Raw genomic sequence first — 21,798 nt, 5'->3', positions numbered from 1 at the left:
GGTGAGGCGGGCTACCCGGCGAGCAGTCCGTGGCGCAGCACCAGGGTCACCGGTCCCGCCGTGCTGAACCCGGTCGACGAGGCGACCTGGGTGTCAACGAACGCGACCGCCCAATATGGACTCGCGGCGATCCAGTGCCTCGCCCTCGTGGGGGACAGGATGCCCGGGTGAACGGTGCACCGGGTCGTCCGCGGGGCTCGTCGCGGACGACCCGGTGCGCGGTCGTGAGGAACTCGTCCTCACGTCATCGCGGGTTCCAGCCGTCGGTGCCCGCCAGGTACTTCTGCGGGGTGTGGTCGGCGGCCTGGGAATCCGGCAGCTGGGGGCGGTTGGCGTTCGTGCCCGCGCCGGGGCCGGTGTTGCGGTACTCGGCGAACCGCGCCTTCTTCCAGGAGTTGCCGCCCATGTCGATCCACGGCTGGGAAGTGCTGATCGCGGCGGTCAGGGTGGACTCGCGGAAGAGGACCTGGCCCGCGGGACGCCACGGCCGGCCCAGCTGGGTGGTGTTGTTCGTGGCACCGGTGACGGTGCAGCGGTAGAACAGCAGGCCGTACTTCCTGGTGGCCGGGGTGCTGGCGGCGGTGACCGGACCGCCGGTCGTGCGCTTCTCGTGCACGGTGGTGCGCTCGAACACCATGGTGCCGCCGCCGAACACGAAGTCGACGGTGCCTTCCACGTAGGAGTCGGCCATGTAGGCGCGGGTGTTCTCGTTCACCAGGAACGTGTCCTGGTCGCCGAGCAGGCGGACGTTGCGGAACACGGCGCGGTCGGCGTTGAGGTGCAGCGCGACCGCCTGGTTGCCCTCGGCGCCCGGCTTCTCGGCGTAGTCGTTGGAGATGGTCAGGTTCGCGGCGGCGAAGTCACGGCCGTCGACGAACATGCTGGCGCTGTTGAACGTGCCGTGGGTGCTCGCGCTGTTGCTGAACACGATGACGGTCTGCGCCGGAGTGGAACCCAGTCCCCGCAACGTGATCGCGGTCTTGGTGGCCGGCACCCGCACGACCTCGCGGTAGGTGCCCGGCTTGATCGTGATCAGGGTGTGAGCCTGCGCCGCGTCGACCGCGGCCTGCACGGTGCGGTACTGGGCGCTGCCGTCGGCCGCCACCGTGAGCGTGGTGGCGGCGACGGCCGGTGGTGCTGTCGCCAGCGCCGCACCCACGAGGGCGGCGGAGATCGTGCTCGCCACTGCGCTGTTCACCATGGTGAACCTCTTCTCTGCGACGGGGATTCGTCGGCGGCGAGTGCGCTCTTCCAGTGCGCGAGCATCGATGCTACTTCTCGTGGTGCAGCTTGGTAAGCGCTTTCCCGGTGGGTCCGGCAGTTCGACGTTCGAATCGACGATCGCTAAGCGCCGACCCCGTCCAGCTGGAAGGTCTGCACCTGCCCCGCCGCGAACGGGACCCGCAGCAGCTTGCCGTCCAACCGGACGTCGGTGCGCTGCACGTACCGGTCGCTGCCGCTGGTGGTGGAGGTGGACCACCTGGTGATCAGCCCGGTGGGCAGGGTGCCGAACCTGCTCAGGTCGAAGGTGATCGTCTGCGCGGAGGTCGCGGTGTTGACCGCCACGAGCACGAGCCGGCGGTTGCCCGGGTCGTGGGCCACCGCGGCGTTCCCGGTGGAGGCGGCGATGATCCGCATGCCCGGCCGGATGTGCCGGGTGAACTGTGCCAGCACGTAGAGCTTGTTCTGCACGGCGCCCGCGCGCAGCGTGTCCGGGTCGTAGGCGATCAACGCCCAGGCCGGGGTCGGGTCCATCACCTGCCAGTAGCACCACGCCGTCGGGTGCAGCCAGCGCCAGTCCAGGCACAGGTTGCTCGCCATCGACAGGCCGGTGCCGTCCTTGTCGCCGTACTCGGAGTTCCAGAGCACCTTGCCCGCGGCCTTCGCGTCGGCGTAGAGCAGGTCGCGGCGGCCGCCGGAACCCTGGTAGCCGTGCACGTTGATCTGGTTCACCACGGACTTCGTGGTGGCGTCATAGGCACTCCACGAGCTGCGCGCCACGTCGTAGTTCGTCTCGTCGGACGCGGAGATCCACGTCCCGGTGAGACCGCGGCTGTCCAGTTCCTGGCGCAGGTACTGCAACACGGTTCGTTGCGTGGACGGCTCGAAGTGGCAGCCCTCCTGCTTGCCGGTCGCCGACCAGTAGTCGGAGGCGGACTCGTTGAACGGCTCGACCGTGCGGAACGTGACGCCCCACCGGGAGCGGAACTGCCGCGCCACCTCGGCCAGGTACGAGGCGTGCGTGCGGTAGTTCCACGACTGCAGGTTGTCGCTGCTCGCGTTGGCCGCGCCGGACGGGTTGTGGTTGAGGCACATCCACCAGGCGGGGGAGTTGGAGAACAGCTCCGTCGTGGCGCCGCGTGCCACGGCCTTCGTCACGGCGGCGACCTGCTTCGCGTCGGCGTTCCAGTTCCACGCCGACGAGCCGGGGTCGGTGTTGCGCCAGTCCTGCCAGAAGGTCTCGATCTGCTTGAACCGCGGGATGTTCGGCGAGGCGACCATGCTCTCGCCGTCCACGCTGTTCCAGCTGCAGGCGCCGAGGTTGTAGCGGGCGATGTTCAGGCCCAGCCCCGGCAGCGTCGTGCCGTCGTAGGTGACGGACTTGGTGGTGAACCACAGGTCGGCGAAGTCGTCGCGGTCGCCGAACACGTTGGCCCACCAGGCCAGCGAGGTGCCCCAGCCTTCCCACGTGCCGTAGCTCGTGGCGGGATCGACGGAGATGGTCTGGTCGGCGACGGCTTTCGCGCCCAGTGCCGTCGCCGCGACGGCGGCCGCGGCGCCGGACAGCACTGTCCTGCGGGTGACCATGGGGTTCCTCCTAAGGATTGGGCAGGGTGATCCTCGTGTCGAGCCCGTCGCTCCACCGCAGCACGACGTCGTTGCCGTGCACGGTGATCTGCGGGTTGTCGACAGCGCCAGAGCCGCGGTCCAGGTGCACCGCCGCTGCGGCGACGTGACCGCGCGCGACGGGACCGCTCGTGGCGAGCCACGGCACAGCGGCGAACTTGCCCAGCGGCGACACACCGCGTTCGGTGTCCACCCCGGACTCGTCCAGGCCGCGAAGGCCGTGCAGCGACGAGCGCACCTGCGTACCGATCACCACGACTCCCAGGCGTGCCACGGACTCCGCGCTCGGCCTGCTGTCAGCGGTGACGGGCCAGCCGGACAAGCGTAGCCGCGCGTCGGTGTCGCCGTCGATGCGCACAATGCGGATCTCCACTCCCTCGCGCACGACCGAGACCACCAGCACGGGAGGTCCGTCCACGACCTCGCCACCGCGGCCGGAACCGTGGTCGGGCGAGTCGTCGGCACTGGTGTCGACCCAGCGGACGGGACCGGCGGACGCGCCGGCGATCACCCCTCCCGGCAGCTCGCCGGTGAACAGCGTCCGGAAGCCCGCGCGGTGGCTCGCGGCGCCCGTGAGGTCGAGCAGCGCCACGGAGTTGTCGACGAGGCGCGAGGCCGGCGGCGGCATCGTGGCCGTGGAGTAGCCCAGCCTGGCGTACCACGGGGAGTCCGTGCGCCGGTCACCCGGCAACGCGTGGTCGGTGCCGTGGTTGACCGCGGTGACGACGCCGTCGGCCCGGCGGCCGGACACCAGCCAGCCCGGCGCGGTGATCACGCGGGTGAAGTCCCCGGTCTCCACCGGCAGCGGGCGTTCCGCCTCCGTCCACACGGGATGGTCCGCGGGCAGGGCGAGGCCGAGCAGGCCCTTGGCGGCCCAGTAGGGCGATCCCGGCCCGGAGTAGGCCTGGCGGATCGCCGGCCAGCCGCCGTGCCAGCCCAGGCGCAGCACCCCGTCCGGTTCGAGCGAGCCGCGGTCGACGAAGTGCCGCAGCATCCCGGACGCGGCCCGGCGCAGCAGCCCGGGCGCCGGCCCGTCCACCTCGGTCATGGCGGCGACCCAGAACGGTGCCGCGGCGCCGAACCGGTAGGTCAGGCTGCGGCCCTGCATCAGCGGCGAGCCGTTGGCGCCGATCAGGGCCGCGGCATCCTCCAGGTACCGCGCGAGGTCGTCGGCCCACGTGCGGCGAAGCCGCGGTGGGCACAAGGAGTCCGGCACGTCGAACAGGTGCGTCCACAGCAACGGGTACAGGTGCAGGGCCCAGCCCGTGTAGTGGTCGTACGCGCGTTCCTCGCCGTCGCTGAGCCAGCCGCCGTCGCGCCGGAACGACGCGTGCAGCGCCAGGTCGTGCTCGATGTCCTCGGCCGACCAGGCGCCACCGGCCTCGCGCAGGAACGACTCCACGACGATGCGGAACCACACCCAGTTGATCGGCGGATACGGCTGCCCGACGACGGTGCCGAGCCAGGCGACCACCCGCTCCCGCACGTCGTCGTCGAGGTGGTCCCACAGCCACGGCCTGGTCAGCTGCAGCACCAGCGCGATCGAGGCCGCCTCGACCTTCGCCTGTCCCAGCTCGTCCGGCCGCGGCCAGGCCTCCGGCGAGTGCGGGTCGGTGCCCGCGCTCAGGCCCAGGGCGTACCGCTCCAGCAGCGCGGGATCACCGCCGCCCGCGACGCGGAACCCGGCGAGCAGGAACGTGCGCGCGAACCCCTCCAGCCCGTCGGAGACCGGGCCGAAGCGGCTGGGCTCGCCGGGCAGGTCGATCCGCGCGCACCGCGGGGACCAGTGCCGGTGCACGGCGTCGAGCATCCGGTCGGCGACCGCCTCCCAGTGCGCGCGGGTCCAGCCCGTGTGCGGCGAGAGGACGCGGTTCTCCGGTGGCAGCGTTGTCATGCCTGCACCGCCAGGCCTTGCCGGGTGACCGGCTCGATGGGCGCGAGACCCACGACGTGGCGCTCCAGCTCGTCCAGGGCGGCCGCGGCCATGAGCCTCGTCTCCGAACCCAGCGACCCGGCCACGTGCGGCGTGATCACCACGTTCGGCAGGTCGTACAACGGTGACGAGGCGTGCAGCGGTTCCGGATCCGTCACGTCCAGCACCGCGTGCAGCCGTCCTCGCGCACAGGCCGCCTCCAGCGCCGCGGTGTCCACAAGAGACCCGCGAGCGGTGTTGAGCAACGTGGCGTGGTCCGGCAGTGCCGCCAGCTCGGCGGCACCGATCAGGTGCCGCGTCGCCGGCAGCTCGGGTGCGTGCAGGCTGAGCACGTCCGCCTGGGGCAGCGCCTCGGCGAGCCCGACGAGCTCGGCGCCCGCCGCCCGCACCAGCGCCGGGTCCACGACGGGGTCGACGACGAGCAACCGGCCCACGTCGAGCCGCCGCAGCAGGTCCACCACTCGGCGGCCGACGCGGGAGAACCCGACCAGCACGATCGTGCGGCCCAGCCCGGACAGCTCGCCGCGGTGCTCCCGGTAGGCCCAGTCCTCGCGGAACCGGCGCGCGTCCGCGGCGAGGAACGGCACCTTCTTGAACGCCCACAGGATCGCCGCGACCGTGTACTGCGCGACGGGTTCGGCGTTGACGTGCGCCGCCGTGGTGACGAGGACGCCGCGGTCGAACACGGCGTCACCGACGTGCCCGCGCACACTGCCCGCCGCGTGCAGGGCGGCGACCAGGTTCGGTGCCGCCGCCAGCACCTCGGCGTCGAGCGGCGGGCAGCCCCACGAGGTGATCAGCACCTCGACGGCGGCGAGGCGGCGGCGCACGGCGGGTGCGGAGAAGTCGTGCGCCACCAGGGGATCGCCGAGGCGGGCCAGTCCCCGCAGCCGGTCCAGCTCGTGTGCCCCGAACTGCAGGTCGAACACGTCGGGGCTCATCGCGAGCAGGACCTCCGGCCGATGAGCGGTCACTTCACGCTCCCCGCTGCGAGACCCTTGCGCCACTGCCGGTTGAGCACCAGGAACGCCACCACCAGCGGCAGCACCGCGAGCAACGACCCGGTGATCACCAACGGGGTGTACTGCGGGAACTGGGTCTGCCGCGTGCTCCACTGGAAGAGCCCCAGGCTCACCGGGAAGAGCTTCGGGTCGGTCAGCAGCACCAGCGGCAGGAAGAAGTTGTTCCAGATCCCGATGAACTGGAACAGCAGCACGGTCACCACACCCGGCCGCATCATCGGCAGCGCCACCGTGAAGAACGTGCGCAGCTGGCCCGCGCCGTCGACCCTGGCCGCCTCCAGCACCTCGTCCGGCACCGCCGCGTCGGCGTAGACCCTGGCGAGGTAGACGCCGAACGGGTTGGTGAGCAACGGGATGAAAACCGCCCAGAACGTGTCCACCACCCGCAGCTCGGAGGCGAGCAGGTACATCGGCAGCGCCAGCACCGTCGTGGGCACGAGCACGCCGGCCAGCGTCAGCGCGAACAGCAGCCGCCTGCCCGGGAAGCTCGTCTTGGCGATGGCGTACCCGCAGGCCGCGCAGATCAGCGCGCCGAGCACCGCGCCGCCGCCCGCGTAGAGCACCGAGTTGAGCAGCCACTGCCAGAAGATCCCGTTCTCCTGGGCGAACAACGCCTTGACGTTGGCCCACAGGTTCCACTGGCCGAGCTCGAACGCGCCGGTGGTGGAGAAGTCGCCGAGCGACTTGGTCGCCGACGTCGCGAGCCACACCAGCGGCAGCAGGCTGTACAACGCGGCGATGACCAGGACCAGGTGCACCGCGGGCACGGAGACCCAGCGCGACCTGCGGTCCGCAACGACCGTGCTCACCGCGACCTCCTCGTCGAAAAGCGCATCACGACGGCGGACAGCACCGCGCAGATCACCGCGATCAGCACCGACGCCGCCGCGGCGCGTCCGTTGTCACCGGCCACGAACGCGGCCTCGTAGACGTACATGCTCGGCGACCACGTGCTGGTCACCGTGCCGGTGAAGCCCTTGAGCACCATGGGTTCGGTGAACACCTGCAGCGAGCCGATGACGGTGAACACCACCGCCACGAAGATCGTCGGGCGGATCACCGGGACCTTGATCGACCACGCGGTGCGGAACCCTCCCGCCCCGTCGGCCCGCGCGGCCTCGACGATCTCCTTCGGCACGGCCTGCAGCGCGGTGTAGAAGATGATCATGTTGTAGCCGACCCACTGCCACGTCGCGATGTTCGCGATCGACGGCAGCACGGCGTTGGCGCTCAACGCGTCGATGCCCAGCAGGTTCTTGATCGGGCCGATCGCGGGGCTGTAGAGGTACGCCCAGATCAGGCCGCCGATGACCACCGGCACCGCGTACGGCACGAACACCGCCAGCGACCACATCCGCTTCAGCCGCACCACGGCGGAGTCCAGCAGCAGGGCCAGCACGAGCGCGCTGATGAGCATGCTCGGGATGTGCACGAGCGCGAACAGCGCGACGTTGCCCAGACCGGTGTGGAACGCCTTGTCCTCGATCACCGCGAGGTAGTTGCCCAGCCAGGCGAACACGTGCTCGGGACCGGAGAAACCCAGGCCGCGCAGGCGTTCGGTGAACAGGCTCAGGTAGAGCGCGTACAGCACGGGCACCAGCACGGTGCCGACGAGCAGGACCAGGAACGGCGCCGCCAGCACCAGCCCACCGAGGTCCTTCTTGCGGTTCCTGACCGCCGGTTCGGCGGCCGTTTCGTCGAGCACGGGCGCGCGCTCGGGCGCGAGGACGCTCATGCGGCTTTCCCTTCCCGCACCGAGAGTCCCTTGGCGCGCATGTCGGCGACGGCCTGCTGTTGAACCTTGCGCAACGCGTCGGGCAGCGTGATGCCGCCCGAGCGCACCGGTCCGAAGGTGTCGGAGATCGTGGAGAACAGCCGCAGCGCGTTCGGTCCCCACGTCCAGTCCGGCACCCGTTTCGCGGCCTCGTCCAGCACGTCGTAGACCGGGTCGCCGACGAAGTAGCCGCCCTTGTACGCCTGCCGCGCCACCGCCCGGTTGGGCAGGTGCGCGGGGAACGGCGTGGTGAAGGTGCTGCCGATCTTCGGCACCTCGGGGTTCGTGCTGAGCCACCGCAGGAACGTCGTCGCGGCTTCGGGCACCTCGCTCTCCGCGGAGATGCCGAACGCCGTGCCGCCCTGAACCCCGTTGGCGGGCTTGCCGTCCCAGGTCGGCATGGTCGCCATCGCCCAGCGGCCGGTGTCCTTCGGAATCGACCTGCCCAGCGTGCCGACGCTCCAGGACGCGCCGAGCAGCCCCCAGAGCCTGCCGTCGTGCATGCCCGCGATCCAGTCCTGCGTGCCGTGCACGACCCCGGCGACGAGGTCCTCGGTGATCATCGACTGCCAGAACGCGCCGGTGCGCAGCGTGCCCTCACCGGCGATGTCGACGGCCCAGGTGTCGCCCTGCGCGGTCCACCACGGATCGCCCGCCTGCCAGGACATGCCCGCGAAGAACGAGCCGTCGTTGAGCGGGAACGAGCAGATCCGCGCCTTCGGGTCGGCCTGCTTCACGGCCGCGGCCGCCGTGCGGAACTCGTCCCACGTGCGGGGCAACGGGATGCCGTGCTGGTCGAACAGGTCCTTGCGGTAGTAGAGGACCATCGGTGCGAGGTCCATCGGCACGCCCCACGTCCGGCCGTCGGGCCGCACCCCGCGCCATGCCGCCGGCGAGTACTGGCTCTCCAGGTCGGCCAGGTCCGCGGTGAGGTCGCGCAGCCCGCCGGTGAGCAGGAGCTGCGGCAGGCCCTGGTACTCGACGTGCAGGACGTCCGGTGCGTTGTGCGCGCGGATGGCGTTCGTCTGCTGGGCGTAACCGCCGGACAGACCCGCCGCGATCACCCGCAGCTCGACGTAGACGTCCCGTTGCGCGGTGTTGAACGCGGCGACGTACTTGTCCATGCCCGTCAGCCACGACCAGATGGTGACCTTGGTGGCGCCCGGTGGCGCGGCGGTGGCGGTGCAGCCACCGGCGAGACCCGCCGCGCCCAGTGCGGCGGAGGCGCGCAGGAACCCGCGGCGCGTGAGGCCGCCGTTGCGCGGCATTGGGGAAAGCTCCATTGCTGACCCTCCTGCTGGAGTGATGTGGCACACCTCAGCGCGTGGCACACTCAGCGGTCAACGAAACGATCAGAAACGATCGACACCGATCAGAAGTGAAGTGATGAACGGGAACTTGGCTGCTCAGCGCCATGAGCTGATCCTGCGGGCCGTCCGGACGCACGGCACGGTCCGGTTGCGGGACCTGGTGGACCTCGTCGGCGCGTCCGCGGTGACGGTCCGCCGGGACGTGACCGCGCTCGCCGACCGCGGCCTCGTGGTGCGCGTGCACGGCGGGATCACCATGCCCCGCCACGCCGAGCCGTTCCCGCGCGGACCGCAGCCCGCCTCCTCGCACCCGCTGGTCGGCCTGGTGGCGCCGTCGGTGGAGTACTACTGGCCGGCGGTGATCCAGGGCGCGCAGACCGCCGTGGCCGCGGCGGGCGGACGGCTGCTGCTGCGCGCGTCGAGCTACGACGCCGCCGAGGACCGCCGCCGCGTGCACGAACTGCTCGACCGCGGCGTGCAGACCCTCCTCGTCGCCCCGAGCACGACCGGCCGCGCCGGCGTCGAACTGCTGCGCTGGCTCGGCGCGCAGTCCGTGCCCGTCGTGCTGGTCGAACGCCTGCCTCCACCGGAACTGCCCACGATCGCCCTGGACGCCGCGGTGACCGACCACGCCATCGGCGCGGGCCTCGCCGTGCGGCACCTGGCCACGCTCGGTCATCGCCGCATCGGCCTGGTCACCTCGCGGCAGAGCCCGCACAGCGACGCCATCCGCACCGGCTGGACCACGGCCGTCTCCTCGCTGGAACTGCCCTTCGACGGCGTGCCCGAGCTCGGCGTGCCGCCGTACGGCTCTCCACAGTGGACACGCGCGGTCGACGAGGTGATCGACGAGTGCCTCGCCGCCGACGTGCACGCCGTGCTGGTGCACGCCGACCGCGAGGCGATCGGCGTGCTCGAACGAGCCCGCGACCGGGGCATCGGCGTACCGGACGACCTCGCCGTCGTGTCGTACGACGACGAGGTGGCCGCCGCGTCCGACCCGCCGCTGACGGCCGTGCGGCCGCAGAAGCACCGGCTCGGCGCGCTGGCCGCGGAGCTCGCGCTGGCCCGGCTGGCCGACCCGCTGGACCGGCCGGTGCACCGGGTGGTGCTGTGGCCGACCCTGACGGTGCGGGAGTCGTGCGGCACCGCGCCGGCCTGAGGCATCACGTCTGCGGTTCTGCGGTCACAGCTCAACCCGGTAGACCCGTGCGTCCGAGTTCTCGTAGACCAGGCGGAGCGACCGCACGCTGTCCAGCCCGGCCAGCCCAGGCGCCCGGGCAACGGTCGGGCTGGCCAGGCCTGATCCGACGTAGACGAACTGGATGTTCGAGGAGCGCACGAGATCGCGCACTTTCTGGTTGCTGTCGAGCTCGTCGAACTTCTCGTACAGCATCACCCGGTCCGGACCGATCACCGGGTACTCGGCCGGAACCGCGAAGGGGTAGGCGAACACGGGGCGCACGCCGTCCAGCGCCCACATCCAGGGGGACCCGTCGACCGGATCGTTCATGACCGTGGCACCGGGCGGAACGATCGTGCGCAGTTCGGCCATCGCGTTGCGCTCGTTCCCGGTCACGGTCTGGCCGTTTCCGTAGGCGTTGTGGACCGCCCGCGCGTTCGACCTCATGTACAGCCCGCCGCTGGCGGCGGCGATCACGAGCCCCACGGCGACCAGTGCCGCGCCCCTGACCGGCACGGCGCCGGTCGCTCGTGCGCGCCGGCGGGCCAGCCGGCCGAGCACGCCGTCGCGGGCGACCACGATGCCGTGCCCGATCAGGACGACCTGGGCGATCGCCACCAGGCCTGCGAAGCGCCACGCGTCGTTCCACCACGGGTTGGTCAGCAACGACACCAACCATCCCTTGTAGCTGGCCGCCAGCACGAAGAGGACCGCGAAGACCGCGCCGCCCAGCATCAGCCAGTGCAGGCCGGCGAGTTTGCGGATCGCGACCAGCCCGATCAGCGCCGTCAGCACCAGCCACCACTGTGGAGCCGACACGTAGTTGAGGAACAGCAACGCCCCCAGGGCTTGCCCGGCCGGCGCGATGATCGGCCACGACACGTCCAACGTGGCCGCCGCCTTCGTGGCGGCCAGGTACTGCGGGATCACGTACAGGCCGGCGAGCACACCGAGGACCATCAGCGAACGCAGCTCCACGAGGGGAACCCGGCGCGACCCGATCCAGCGCGACAGCAGATGGCACGCGCAGAAGACGCCGGTGGCCAGCGCGGCGCTCGGGTGCAACGCGCTCATGCCGATGGCGCCGAGCGCGGTCAGCACGATCATCTCGATTCGGTGGCAGCGCACCGTCGCGACGAACAGCGCGAGAAACCCGGGCAGCACCACCAGACCGGCGCAGAACGGCCACAGTGGACCGAAGAACAGCAGGCCGAACGGCAGCGTTGAGGTGCAGGAGGCGACGACGGCACTCGCCGCGGCCAGCGCGGGCCGGCTGTTGACCACCCGGACCACGGCCGCGATCGACAGGGAGAAGATCCCCGCGTACAGACCGCCGTACACGTTCACCAGTTCGTTGACCGGCAGGTGGGTCAGCTGCAGAACGGTCGCGCCCAGCACGTGATAGGCGTTGGGGTAGAAGAAGTCCGGCTTGCCGGGAGCGTTGAGTGCGGCCAACGCGGCCGGCGCGGACTGGCCGCTGTCGGCGATGTAGCGGGTGGCGTTGGAGTGGAACATCGCGTCCCAGAACTGGTGCACCCCGGTGAACGCGTCGGTCGCCCTGGACATCACCACGAGGCCTGCGACCGCGGCGAGCACGACCGCCACCGCCACACCGGCGTGGTGAGGCCACTGCCAGCGGCTCGGCATCGTGAGGGCTTCCTGGTGACGCCCGAGCCAGCGGGCCGCCGCAACGCGAACTCCGAGCACCACCAGCGCGATCGTCACCGCACCGACCAGCAGGACCCACACCGACCATCGCGGCACCAGGCCGGGAACCAGCGGCGAGGCGAGGCCGACGAGACTGTAGGTGAGCACCGGAGCGGAGCCGGCGAGCAGCCAGCCACGCAGGCCGCCGGCGGCACCGACCACCAGTCCTGGCAAGAAGAGCACCAGGACGAAGCACGCTGCTGCCGCCAGTTGGGATGCGGTCATGGAACGGGATCCTCCAGGCGGTCAGGCGGGCTCGTGCGCCGGTCGCGGAATGTCCACACCGGCGTGGCGGACACCGTTGGCCAATTGTGGCGAGGACCGCACCCCGGGTTTGGTCATGGCTCGCATGGTCTTGCGGGCGGGCTCCTCCACCCACCGCCACATGGCGTACGCGGCGATGCACGCGACCACTGGCACGGAGAGGAACACGAGCTTCGTGGACACCGTCTGCGGCGCGAGCACCCCCGGCCACACGGTCTGGGCCCACCAGATGGGCTCGATCAGCAACATGTGCACGAGGTAGAGGCTGTAGGAGATGTAGCCGCCCAGCACGAACGGCCGCGTCGACAGCACCCTGGACAGGCCGCGGCCGGACACCGCGAGCGCGATCAGCAGCGGCGCGAAGAGGAAGACGGCCAGCACGTGGTACCCCTCCTGGCCGGCGAGCCGGGACAGGTACAGGATCGCGACGATGCCGATGGCTAACCCTGCCGATGACCACGCGGCGATCGTGTCGGTGCGCCGGGTTCTGGCCACCCGCCTGGCCACCAGGCACGCGATCCCGCCCGCGACGAACGAACCGAGCAGCCGCAGCACCCACAGGTAGGGCGCGTACAGGCCGCCGCTGACCAAGGCGAGCAGGACCGCCGGGAACAGCGCCATCAGGCCGAGCACCACCAGGTGCCGGATCCGCAGCACCAGCGCCAGACGCAGGAACAGCAACGCGAAGAGCGGGAACAGCAGGTACGCCAGCCATTCACCACTGACCGACCACGCGGGACCGTTCCAGGTCAGCCGGTCGGTGCCCGGCTCGGTCCACAGGACGACCATGGTCAGCTGGCGCAGGTAGCTCAGCACGGAGAACTCGTGCGGTGCGACCGGGTCGGGGCTGCCGCGCATCAGCAGCCAGCCGTGCCACAGCGCGGCGATGTTCAGCGTGACGAAGTACACCGGCCACACCCTGGTGAGCCGGGCCCAGAGGAACCGCGCGGTGTCGCGCCGGACCAGCCGGTCGCCCATCTTCTCGACGTAGTTGAGGGTGAGCACGAAGCCGCTGAGCGCGAAGAACAGGTCGACGCCGAGATCGCCGTGGGTGAGAATCGGGCTGACAATCCGGCCGAGCCCGGGGAATTCGCCGTAGAGGTTGCCGCGGATGTGGAACACCACCACCCAGAGCGCCGCGATGATCCGCACGCCGGTGAGCGGGAGAATCTCTCCGGCACGGCTGGTGTTGTGGGGAGTGCCCACCTCGGTGCGATTCGACACGGGCGTGACTGTAGCGTTCGGCTCAGACGCCATTGACGCCGTACCGTCAAAGTAATGGAAAGGCGCAGAATGACCGCAGAAACGACATCAACTGAAACTGCACCGAAAACTTCCGGAAACAAGAGGGCTGTCGTCATCACCTGGCTGCGCCGGGTTCTGGTCATCGCCGTGATCGCCGGGGCGGCCTGTCAGTTGGTGTTTCGGTGGCCCGAGGTGTCGCACACCCTGGCCTCCCTGCCGTGGCCGTCGGTCCTGCTGTCGTTCCTCGCGGTGCTGGCCGGGCTCGGTCTGGGTCCGCCGATGTGGCGCACGGTGCTGCGCGATCTCGGCACCCCCGTCCGGATGCGGGACGCCTCGATGATCTATCTGGTCGGCCAGCTCGGCAAATACGTCCCCGGGTCGGTGTGGGCGTTCCTCCTGCAGATGGAACTGGCCAGAACCGTTGGGGTGACGCGGGTCCGTGCGTTCACCGCATCAGTGGTCGCCGCCGGTCTGGGCATCGTCGCCTCGCTGATCACCGGGTTCCTGGCCATGCCGATCATCCTCGACGGGCACCGGGAACACCTGTGGATCTTCGTGCTGCTACCGCTCGGCCTGGTGCTGTTGCACCCGCGGCCGCTCACCTGGATCGTCTCGCGGGCGCTGACCCTGTTGCGCCGCGACCCCCTGCCGCATCCGCTGACCGCCGCGGCGATCTTCAAGACGCTCGGCCTCGGGCTGGCGACCTTCGTCCTGCTCGGTGCGCACCTGTGGTTGCTGGCCGGCTCGTCGGGCTCTCCGGGGCTGGGCAGCCTCATGTTGTGCATCGGCGCGATGAGCCTGGCGATGACGGCCGGTCTGCTCGCGTTCTTCCTGCCGTCCGGCCTCGGCGCACGCGAGGTCGTGCTCGTCGCCGCACTGTCCACCGCACTGCCGGCCGGTTCCGCGCTGGCACTGGCGGTGGTGTCCAGAGTGATGTTCACAGTGGTCGACCTCGTCCTGGCCGGCGGCGCGGCGTTGGCCGCCCGCACCCGAAAGCAGGACCCCGCGCCCGGTCCGGCCTGATCACGTTTCCGGAGGATTTCGTTGCGTATCGCCGTTGCGTACGACTGCTTGTTCCCGTTCTCCAAAGGCGGAGGTGAACGGCAATACCGCGTGTTCGCCGAGGAGTTCGCCGCCGCCGGGCACCAGGTGACCTACCTGACCCGGCGGCAGTGGGACGGCGAGCCGCCGGTTGCCGACGCGTTCGACATCAAGGTGATCAGCACGGATTCGGAGCTCTACGACGAGAGCGGCGCACGTCGGCTCGGCCCCGCCATCCGGTTCGCCCACGGCCTGTTCAAGCACCTGCGCACGCACCGCGACTACGACGCGGTGCTGGTGAGCGCGCTCCCGGCGACCAACGTGCCCGCCGCGAGGGCCGCGCTGGCCGGTTCGAAGACCGTGCTGGTGGTGGACTGGCTCGAAGTCTGGCGACCGGCCCAGTGGCGCGAGTACTCGGGACCGGTGGCCGGTCGGCTGGCCGGCGTCATCCAGCGGCTCGCCGTGCGGTCCAGCCCGATCGCGAGCTGCCACTCCCAGCTCAACGCGCGCCGGCTCACCGAACTCAAGCTGCGGTCGGCGCCGATCATCAGCCCCGGCCTGATCGACGGCGAGGGTGCCGGTGAACCGTCGCTGGTCGCGGCGGAACCACCACGAGTGATCTACGTCGGACGGCACATCCCGGACAAGCGGGTCGAAGCGCTGCCCGCGGCGATCGCCCATGCGCGACAGACGATCCCCGGCCTCACCGCGACGATCTACGGCGAGGGCCAGACCCGTGGGGCGGTACTCGCGGAGATCGACCGGCTCGGCCTCGGCGAGGTCATCGCCACGCCTGGCTTCGTCGACCAGCACGAGCTCGACGCGGGCATGCGCGACGCCGCCTGCCTGGTCAACCCGTCGGCCAGGGAGGGCTACGGCCTGGTGGTCGTCGAGTCGTGCGCGGCCGGCACGCCCGTGGTGCTCGTGGCGGGTGAGGACAACGCCTCCGTCGAGCTGATCGAGGACGGCGTCAACGGGCGGGTCGCCGCTTCAACGGCGCCGCGGGAGCTCGGCGCGGCGATCGTCGAAGTCGTTTCGGCGGGTGCGCCGCTGCGCAAGACGACCGCCGACTGGTTCGAGCAGGCACGCCGGACCAGGACCGTGCGCGCAGCGGCCAACCGGATTCTCGAGCGGATGGCGGAGGCCGTCGCCCAGGCCCGGTGACTCGGCGGGCCTGGGCCGGTGGTCGCCGTCAGACGTTCTCGGTGCCGACGAAGATGGCGTTGGCGTTGCGGAACGGCCGACCGTACTGCTTGCTCAGCGCCTCGTCCCGGTCGGCTTCGCGCCACTCGTTGCGCTTCGCGGTGCGCACCAGCCAGGTCTCCTGCTGGAACTTCAGCTCCCCGCGACGGAGCCCGTCGTCCAGCGCCTTGTTGTGTCCGACGGGCACGGTCACGAGAAGCTTTCCGCCCGGCGCGACGCAGTTGCGCACCGAGTCGAAGGCGCGGAACACCTTCTCCGGCTCGCGCGGCTGCTCGTCCCAGCCGACGTGCTCCAGTGTCGACACCGCGAGGACGGTGTCGAACGGCTGTTCCGGTTCGTAGTCCACGATGTCGTCGTTGAGCACACCCGGCACGGTCTCGTACTTGTCGAGCACGGTCTGCCCGGTCACGCCGTAGTGCGCGAGGACGTTGCCGATCTCGAGCACCCGGCCGTTGTCCCCGCCGGACAGGAACCACTTCGCGATGGAGATCTCGACGGTGCGCTCGTTGCGGTAGGCGTTGTTGTACCGGTGCAGCGTGTACGGCAGTTCCTGGCCGCGGAAGGTGAACCGCTCGTGCCGGCGCTTGGCCTTGGTGACCGGGAACGCGACCTGACCGGCCGCCGTCGCGGCGACCAGGTTGGCGGTCGCGACAATTCCCTTTTCCTTGATCGAGTCGCGGATGGCGCCGACGCCGCGGCTTAGTTCAATGCGCAGCACGTCTACAGAACCGGACACGTCGGATCCTCCTGAATTCACAAGAAAATAATTGCGTTTCGGGCGAGTTACAAGATGTTCCAGGGTCATGAACCCCGATGAGACTAACAGTTTTCACCAGTAGTCTGCCCGCGATCTCGGAGTCTGCCGGCGAACGGAAAAGCATGACCGCAGCACTGGAGTTGTCTATTGTCATGCCCTGCCTCAACGAGGCGGAGACATTGGCCACCTGCATTCGCAAGGCGCAGGGCTATCTCGACCGCTCGGGTGTCGGCGGCGAGGTGCTGATCGCGGACAACGGCAGCACCGACGGGTCGCAGGACATCGCCAGAGAGCTGGGTGCCGTCGTGGTCGACGTGACCGAGAAGGGCTACGGAAACGCCCTGATGGGCGGCATTCGCGCGGCCCGCGGCACCTACGTGATCATGGGCGACGCGGACGACAGCTACGACTTCGCCAACTTGGACCCGTTCGTCGCGGAGCTGCGCAAGGGCGCGGACGTGGTGATGGGCAACCGCTTCCAGGGCGGCATCGCGCCGGGCGCGATGCCACCGCTGCACCAGTACCTGGGCAACCCCGTGCTGTCCGCCATCGGCAAGCTGTTCTTCAAGGCGCCGGTCGGCGACTTCCACTGTGGACTGCGCGGGTTCCGGCGGGAGGCCGTCCTCGGGATCCGCCTGCACACGTCCGGCATGGAGTTCGCCAGCGAGGTCGTGGTGAAGGCGAGCCTGTCAGGACTGCGCTTCGCCGAAGTGCCGACCACGCTGAAGAAGGACGGCCGCAGCCGCCCGCCGCATCTGCGCAGCTGGCGCGATGGCTGGCGGCACCTGAGGTTCCTGCTGATCTACAGCCCTCGCTGGCTGTTCCTCTACCCGGGTCTCGCCGCACTCGCGGCCGGCCTGGTCGCGACGCTGGCGCTGCTCGTCGGGCCGGTCAAGATCGGTTCGGCCGGTTTCGACGTCGGCACGATGCTCTACACCGCGGCGTTCGCCGTACTCGGCTACCAGGCGGTGCTGTTCTCGGTGATGGTGAAGCTCTTCGCCGCCAGGGAGGACCTGCTGCCGATGAGCCCGAGGTATCGCCGGCTCGTCGAACGGTTCTCGATCGAGCGCGGGCTGGTCCTCGGCATCGTGATCTTCGTGGCCGGCATCGTCGTGGCCTCGCTGCAGCTGCTGCGCTGGGGCAGCGTCGGATTCGGTGCGCTGGACACCGCGCAGAACATCCGCACTGCCATCCCCGCGGCGCTCGGCATGGTGCTGGGCTTCCAAACGATCATGTTCAGCATGTTCGCCGGGGCGCTCAGCATCCCGACCGCCAACGGCAGCGCTCCCACCCGTGCTCAGGGGGAAACCGCTGACAACCCGGTGCTGGTCGCCTGACTCCCGCGTTCGGTCTCGCGCGTGGCAGGACGGGCCGGCGCCCGGAAGCGCCGGCCCGGTTTTCACCGCACCGTCACCGGAATCGCGGGGGAGTAGTGCAACCTGCCGTGCGCGGCCACCCGCACGAGCGCCCACCAGTGCGCACCGCGGCGAGCGGTGGGCGCCGCGGTGGCCGTGACCGGCACGGTGATCTTGCCTCCGGGCGGGATCGCGAACGGCTGGGTGCGCGGCCCGATGACGACCTCACCGTCCCAGGTGCCGAACGGGCTGATCACGGTGACCTCACCGCGCACCTCGCTCTGCATCCGGTTCTGCAGGGTCACCGGCAGCAGCGCGTGCTCGCTCGGCGCGAGCAGCAGGGCACCGGCCCGCAGCAGGACGTCGACCACCTCGCGGTCCGTGGCGGGGCCGGACACCACCTCGACGGTGTCCTCCAGCACCTGGCCGAGGTGGTCGCGGATGCGCGCGGCGTGCAGGTGCCGGCCCGGCCGGGCGCGCAGGGTGGCGGTGAAGTCCGCGTGCTCACCGGCGGCGAGGTCGTAGTCCCACGACTGGCCGTCGGAGAACTCCAGGCGCCCCTTGGCCGGGGCGGCGCCGCAGCTGACGGTGATCCGCGCCTGCCCGGTGGTGCCGGGGGCCAGCCGCGTGAACGACGGGGTCACGTGCACGGTCACCGGCAGGTTGCCGATCGGGGCCGGACCGGCGTTGTGGCGCCAGTACTTCGTGCTGACCGGCTGGACCGGTTCCACCGACTCGGCGAGGACGGGCGGCAGCGCCGACACCGGCACGAGCCGCAGCGTCGCCACGTCCGCGGCGCCCAGCTCTGCTTCGGCCTGTCCCGAGTGGACGGTCACCGGTTCGAGATCGCGCTCCTCCAGCAGGTCAGTGCGGCTGGCTGCGGCGATGCGGCCGTACAGCGAGACCGTCGCGGTCACGGGGGTGCCCGAGGACTCGTACAGCCGCACCGCGAGGTCGGAGCCGGCTTCTCCCGCACCGGACGCGAGCGGGTTGCCGAGGGTCTTGGCCGCGGTCAGCAGCACGCTGGGCGGTGACACCGACAGCAGGCTCAGCTCGGCGGGCAGATCACCCGCGGCCGAAGGCACCTGGCGGGCGTGCAGCGGGTGGTTCACGTCCTGCCCGGCCCGGGAGAACCCGGCCTGACGCCAGTCACCCGCTCCGGCCACGAGGCTCAGCTCGAACGTGTGGGACCAGTGCTGCCAGGCGAAGCTCGACCCGTCCGGCACGGTGCGGCGCTCGCCGTCGACCCACACGTTCGCCGGCCAGCCGCTGCACGAGCGCATCAGCGACACGTGCAGCGTGCCGTCCGGTGCCACGACGAACCCCGGTGTGCCGCGGTTCAGGACGGCCACCGAGTAGTCGGTCGCGGGGTCGGTCGTACCGCCGGGCCCGGCCACCTCGACGCACGCGTCGGCGAGGTCGTCGATCAGGGCGGCAGCGTCGGTCACGATCAGCACCGGCAGATCGCGCGGCCCGCGCAGGTCGGCGTCCGGCACCCACTGCTCCGCCCGCGGGCGGAGAGCGGGCACGAACACGCTGCCGGTGTCGGCGAGCACCGACCGGTACTCGGGCAGATCGGCCAGCACGGCGTCGGTGAACTCGTTGTCCCCCACCACGATCCGCACGTCCGGCAGGTTGGAGTCCACGTCGAGGGAGCCGTAGCGCGGACCGGACGGACGGGTGCAGGTGGCCGTCACGCCCTTGGCCGCCAGCGCCACCAGCAGGTCCCGGCCGTCCTCGGCGACCACCTCGGCGACGCCGATCGCGTGCAGCACACCGTCGGGCAGCCTCAGCCGCACGGGCGCGGACAGGCCGGCCCACGTGTGCGCGGGGCTGTCGAGCGTCCACAGGTGCTTCGCGGCGTCGACGTCCGGGAAGCCGAACGAGCGGCCCACCGCGGCGAAACCGACCTCGGCCACGGGCAGCGCACCGGGCAGGTCGAACGCGAACCGGCTGCGCAGCAACCGGTCCTGGCCGATCGAACCGTCCACGAAGGACTGGACGTCCACTCGCGGCAGCCCGTGCCACAACGTCACCCGCTGGGTGATCCGCAGCTCGCCGAGCGTCGTGCGGCTGACGAGCCGTTCGCCGAGCGGGCTCGTCTCGACGCGCACGTCGGCCTGCCCCGCGGTGACACCTGGTCCCGTGGGCAGCAGGTGCCACGGCCCCTCGCCCCACACCGGGTGACCCGGATGTTCCTCCTGCACCAGCAGTTCCGCCGCGAGACCGCCCGGCCGCACGAGCTCGCGCCCGGCCGTCCGGTCGTACAACCGGGACAGCGCGCCACCGCGGTGCGGATCGGCCTCGGCGACGAACGACTCGGACTCGATCGTCACCCCGTCACCCGGCATCCACTGCGGCGGCATCCGGTCGGCGTCGACCACCCGGTACACCCGGTAGCCGGACGCGGGCACCTGCCGCGCCAGGAACGTGAGCGCCAGTTCGAGCGTGCCGTCGGCGTGCCGGACCTGGGCCTCGGTCACCGCGGGCACCTCGTGGCCGTCGGCGTCGAGGACGCGCGCTCCGCGGAAACCGGGCAGGCGGACCTCGACGGTGGCGACGGCGTCGCGCGTGAACGCGAGCGCGTTGACGACGATCACCGCCTCGCCCGCACCGGTCGTGTCGGCCCGGGAAGCCAGGTGCGACACGGCATCGGCCACCGCGCCACGGCCGAGCTCATCGGCCTCCCGCCACCCGGTCAGCAGGTCGAGGTAGACCTGGTCGGACTCGGTACCGGTGATGGCGTCGTGGTGCGCGCCGTAGACGAGCTGGCGCCAGGCCTTGTCCAGCGCGAACGCCGGGTAGCCCGCTCCCAGCAACGTCGTCAGCGCCGCCAGCCGTTCCCCGTCGAGCACCGCCACCTCGGCGGCCCGCTGCGCCTGCTTGGTGTCGATGTACGACACGTCCTTGCCGGTGTAGACCGGGTTCATGTCCCTGGTCTGTGGGCTGAACGTCACCGAACGCGCCGAGGCGTCCGCGCGCACCGCGGCGAAGAAGTCGCGCGGCAGGCCGACCACGAACCGCGGCCAGACGTACCTGGCGTTCCACTCGCGGTGGATCTCCGTGCAGAACCGCGACGGCACGTTGTGGTCGTGCCCGACCGGCAGCATCACGTTGCGCGTGGCCGCGACCTGGCGCAACGTGCTGAACTGCCGGTAGGCCTCGGCCATCGCCTCGTCCAGGGTGGACTTGCGCTCGATGTCCCAGCCCGCCACGTAGTGGTCGGCCAGGTAGGAGGTGAGCACTCCGCGCCCGCTCGGCGAGATCCACTCGAACTCGGACGGGAACTGCATCCTGGTGATGTCACCGGTGTGCCGCTTGGCGCCGACGTGGTGCCACGGTCCACGCGCCCAGACGCTCGACGTGAGCCCCGCGTCCGCCATCAGCCCCGGATACGACGGGTCGTGCCCGAACACGTCGAGCATCCACGCGCTGCGCGGATCGGCGCCCAGCACGTCCCGCTGGAAGCCGACGCCGTAGACCGCGTTGCGGACCGTCGACTCCGGGTGGGTCAGGTTGGTGTTGGCCTCGTTGTAGTTCCCGCCGACGATCTCGATCCTGCCCTCGTGCAGGAACCGCCGCAGGTCGGCCCGGTCACCGGGGAACGCGTCCCAGTGCGGTTTGAGGTAGTCCACCTCGGCGAGCACGAACCGGTAGTCCTCGTCCTGCCGCGCGGCGTCGAGGTGGGCGCGCACCAGGTCGAACGCCGAGAGCTGGAACGGCATCCGCTTGGCCTGCGCGCCGGGCAGGTCGAGCCACGTCTCGGTGAAGCCCGCCTGGGTGTTCCACCACACCGGGTCGTAGTGGAAGTGCGACACCATCCACATCGTCCACCCGGTCTCCGCCGGCGTCACGGTGACGTCCCACGCCAGTGGCGGCGCGCCGCTGACCGGCGCGACGACCACGGTCGCCGGGTAGGCGGTGCCGGCCGTGGCCGGCGCGGAGAACACCACACCGACCTCGGCCACGACCTGCTCCGGCCCCGCCGCCACCCGCACCGGTTCAGGGGTGCGGACCTGCGGCCCGGTGATCCGCACCCACGCCGGTTCCGGCCGCGGCACCGCGAGCGTCACCCGAACCACCTGGCGTGGCGCGGACGCGGTGCCGACGAACAGATCCGTGCTCTCGGCGATCACCCCAGTTTTCTCCTGCACGGT

The 21,798-nt window shown here is 70.9% G+C and carries 16 protein-coding genes; 5 read left to right on the top strand and 11 right to left on the bottom strand.

What is annotated here, in order from left to right:
* Positions 1-171 (top strand): exo-rhamnogalacturonan lyase family protein (locus ACWEIJ_RS42855; RefSeq protein WP_449842807.1); only part of this gene is annotated, 171 nt, incomplete at its 5' end.
* A 73-nt stretch (positions 172-244) separates the two neighbouring features.
* Here ACWEIJ_RS42855 and ACWEIJ_RS42850 read toward each other — a convergent pair.
* The 7 genes from ACWEIJ_RS42850 to ACWEIJ_RS42820 form a co-directional block, all read right to left on the bottom strand.
* Positions 245-1,198 (bottom strand): pectinesterase family protein, encoded by a 954-nt coding sequence (locus tag ACWEIJ_RS42850; protein ID WP_449843042.1) that lies wholly within the window; start codon positions 1,196-1,198, stop codon positions 245-247.
* 146 nt (positions 1,199-1,344) lie between these two features.
* Positions 1,345-2,808, bottom strand: a complete 1,464-nt coding sequence (locus ACWEIJ_RS42845; protein ID WP_449843041.1) for a glycoside hydrolase — start codon at positions 2,806-2,808, stop codon at positions 1,345-1,347.
* Positions 2,809-2,818: 10 nt separating this feature from the next.
* On the bottom strand, positions 2,819-4,741 hold the full coding sequence (locus ACWEIJ_RS42840; RefSeq protein WP_449843040.1) for a DUF2264 domain-containing protein: 1,923 nt from the start codon (positions 4,739-4,741) through the stop codon (positions 2,819-2,821).
* On the bottom strand, positions 4,738-5,754 hold the full coding sequence (locus ACWEIJ_RS42835; protein ID WP_449843039.1) for a hydroxyacid dehydrogenase: 1,017 nt from the start codon (positions 5,752-5,754) through the stop codon (positions 4,738-4,740). The genes ACWEIJ_RS42840 and ACWEIJ_RS42835 overlap by 4 nt, the downstream gene beginning before the upstream one ends.
* Positions 5,751-6,560: a carbohydrate ABC transporter permease gene (locus ACWEIJ_RS42830; protein WP_449843046.1), complete on the bottom strand. Its 810-nt coding sequence runs from the start codon at positions 6,558-6,560 to the stop codon at positions 5,751-5,753. The genes ACWEIJ_RS42835 and ACWEIJ_RS42830 overlap by 4 nt, the downstream gene beginning before the upstream one ends.
* A gap of 47 nt (positions 6,561-6,607) precedes the next feature.
* Complete coding sequence (locus ACWEIJ_RS42825; protein ID WP_449843038.1) at positions 6,608-7,537, bottom strand: carbohydrate ABC transporter permease; 930 nt, start codon at positions 7,535-7,537, stop codon at positions 6,608-6,610.
* Positions 7,534-8,859 carry an ABC transporter substrate-binding protein gene (locus tag ACWEIJ_RS42820; protein WP_449843037.1) on the bottom strand — a complete coding sequence of 442 codons (1,326 nt, stop codon included), beginning with the start codon at positions 8,857-8,859 and terminating at the stop codon, positions 7,534-7,536. The genes ACWEIJ_RS42825 and ACWEIJ_RS42820 overlap by 4 nt, the downstream gene beginning before the upstream one ends.
* Before the next feature lie 103 nt (positions 8,860-8,962).
* Here ACWEIJ_RS42820 and ACWEIJ_RS42815 point away from each other — a divergent pair, with 103 nt between their 5' ends.
* Positions 8,963-10,048, top strand: coding sequence for a substrate-binding domain-containing protein (locus ACWEIJ_RS42815; RefSeq protein ID WP_449843036.1), 1,086 nt, complete (start codon positions 8,963-8,965; stop codon positions 10,046-10,048).
* A 24-nt stretch (positions 10,049-10,072) separates the two neighbouring features.
* Here ACWEIJ_RS42815 and ACWEIJ_RS42810 read toward each other — a convergent pair whose 3' ends face one another.
* Positions 10,073-12,001, bottom strand: a complete 1,929-nt coding sequence (locus ACWEIJ_RS42810) for a DUF6541 family protein (RefSeq protein WP_449843035.1) — start codon at positions 11,999-12,001, stop codon at positions 10,073-10,075.
* A 21-nt stretch (positions 12,002-12,022) separates the two neighbouring features.
* Entirely contained in the window at positions 12,023-13,264 is a 1,242-nt protein-coding gene (locus ACWEIJ_RS42805; RefSeq protein WP_449843034.1) for an acyltransferase family protein, read from the bottom strand.
* 54 nt (positions 13,265-13,318) lie between these two features.
* Between ACWEIJ_RS42805 and ACWEIJ_RS42800 the strand changes: the two genes are divergently transcribed.
* Positions 13,319-14,308 carry a lysylphosphatidylglycerol synthase domain-containing protein gene (locus ACWEIJ_RS42800; protein WP_449843033.1) on the top strand — a complete coding sequence of 330 codons (990 nt, stop codon included), beginning with the start codon at positions 13,319-13,321 and terminating at the stop codon, positions 14,306-14,308.
* Between the two features lie 21 nt (positions 14,309-14,329).
* The gene (locus tag ACWEIJ_RS42795; protein ID WP_449843032.1) at positions 14,330-15,490 is read left to right on the top strand and encodes a glycosyltransferase family 4 protein; all 1,161 of its coding nucleotides are present in this window, start codon (positions 14,330-14,332) and stop codon (positions 15,488-15,490) included.
* A 28-nt stretch (positions 15,491-15,518) separates the two neighbouring features.
* Here the strand turns inward: ACWEIJ_RS42795 and ACWEIJ_RS42790 are convergent, their stop codons facing one another.
* Positions 15,519-16,265, bottom strand: coding sequence for an SAM-dependent methyltransferase (locus ACWEIJ_RS42790; RefSeq protein WP_449843031.1), 747 nt, complete (start codon positions 16,263-16,265; stop codon positions 15,519-15,521).
* Between the two features lie 143 nt (positions 16,266-16,408).
* Here ACWEIJ_RS42790 and ACWEIJ_RS42785 point away from each other — a divergent pair, with 143 nt between their 5' ends.
* Positions 16,409-17,623 (top strand): glycosyltransferase family 2 protein, encoded by a 1,215-nt coding sequence (locus ACWEIJ_RS42785; RefSeq protein WP_449843030.1) that lies wholly within the window; start codon positions 16,409-16,411, stop codon positions 17,621-17,623.
* Positions 17,624-17,685: 62 nt separating this feature from the next.
* Here ACWEIJ_RS42785 and ACWEIJ_RS42780 read toward each other — a convergent pair whose 3' ends face one another.
* On the bottom strand, positions 17,686-21,795 hold the full coding sequence (locus tag ACWEIJ_RS42780) for a glycoside hydrolase family 38 N-terminal domain-containing protein (RefSeq protein WP_449843029.1): 4,110 nt from the start codon (positions 21,793-21,795) through the stop codon (positions 17,686-17,688).
* Between the last annotated feature and the right edge of the window lie 3 nt (positions 21,796-21,798).

It is taken from the genome of Lentzea sp. NPDC004789 (genome assembly GCF_053601075.1).
Note: the sequence above shows the minus strand (reverse complement) of the source record. Positions and strands in the feature narration are given on the sequence as shown.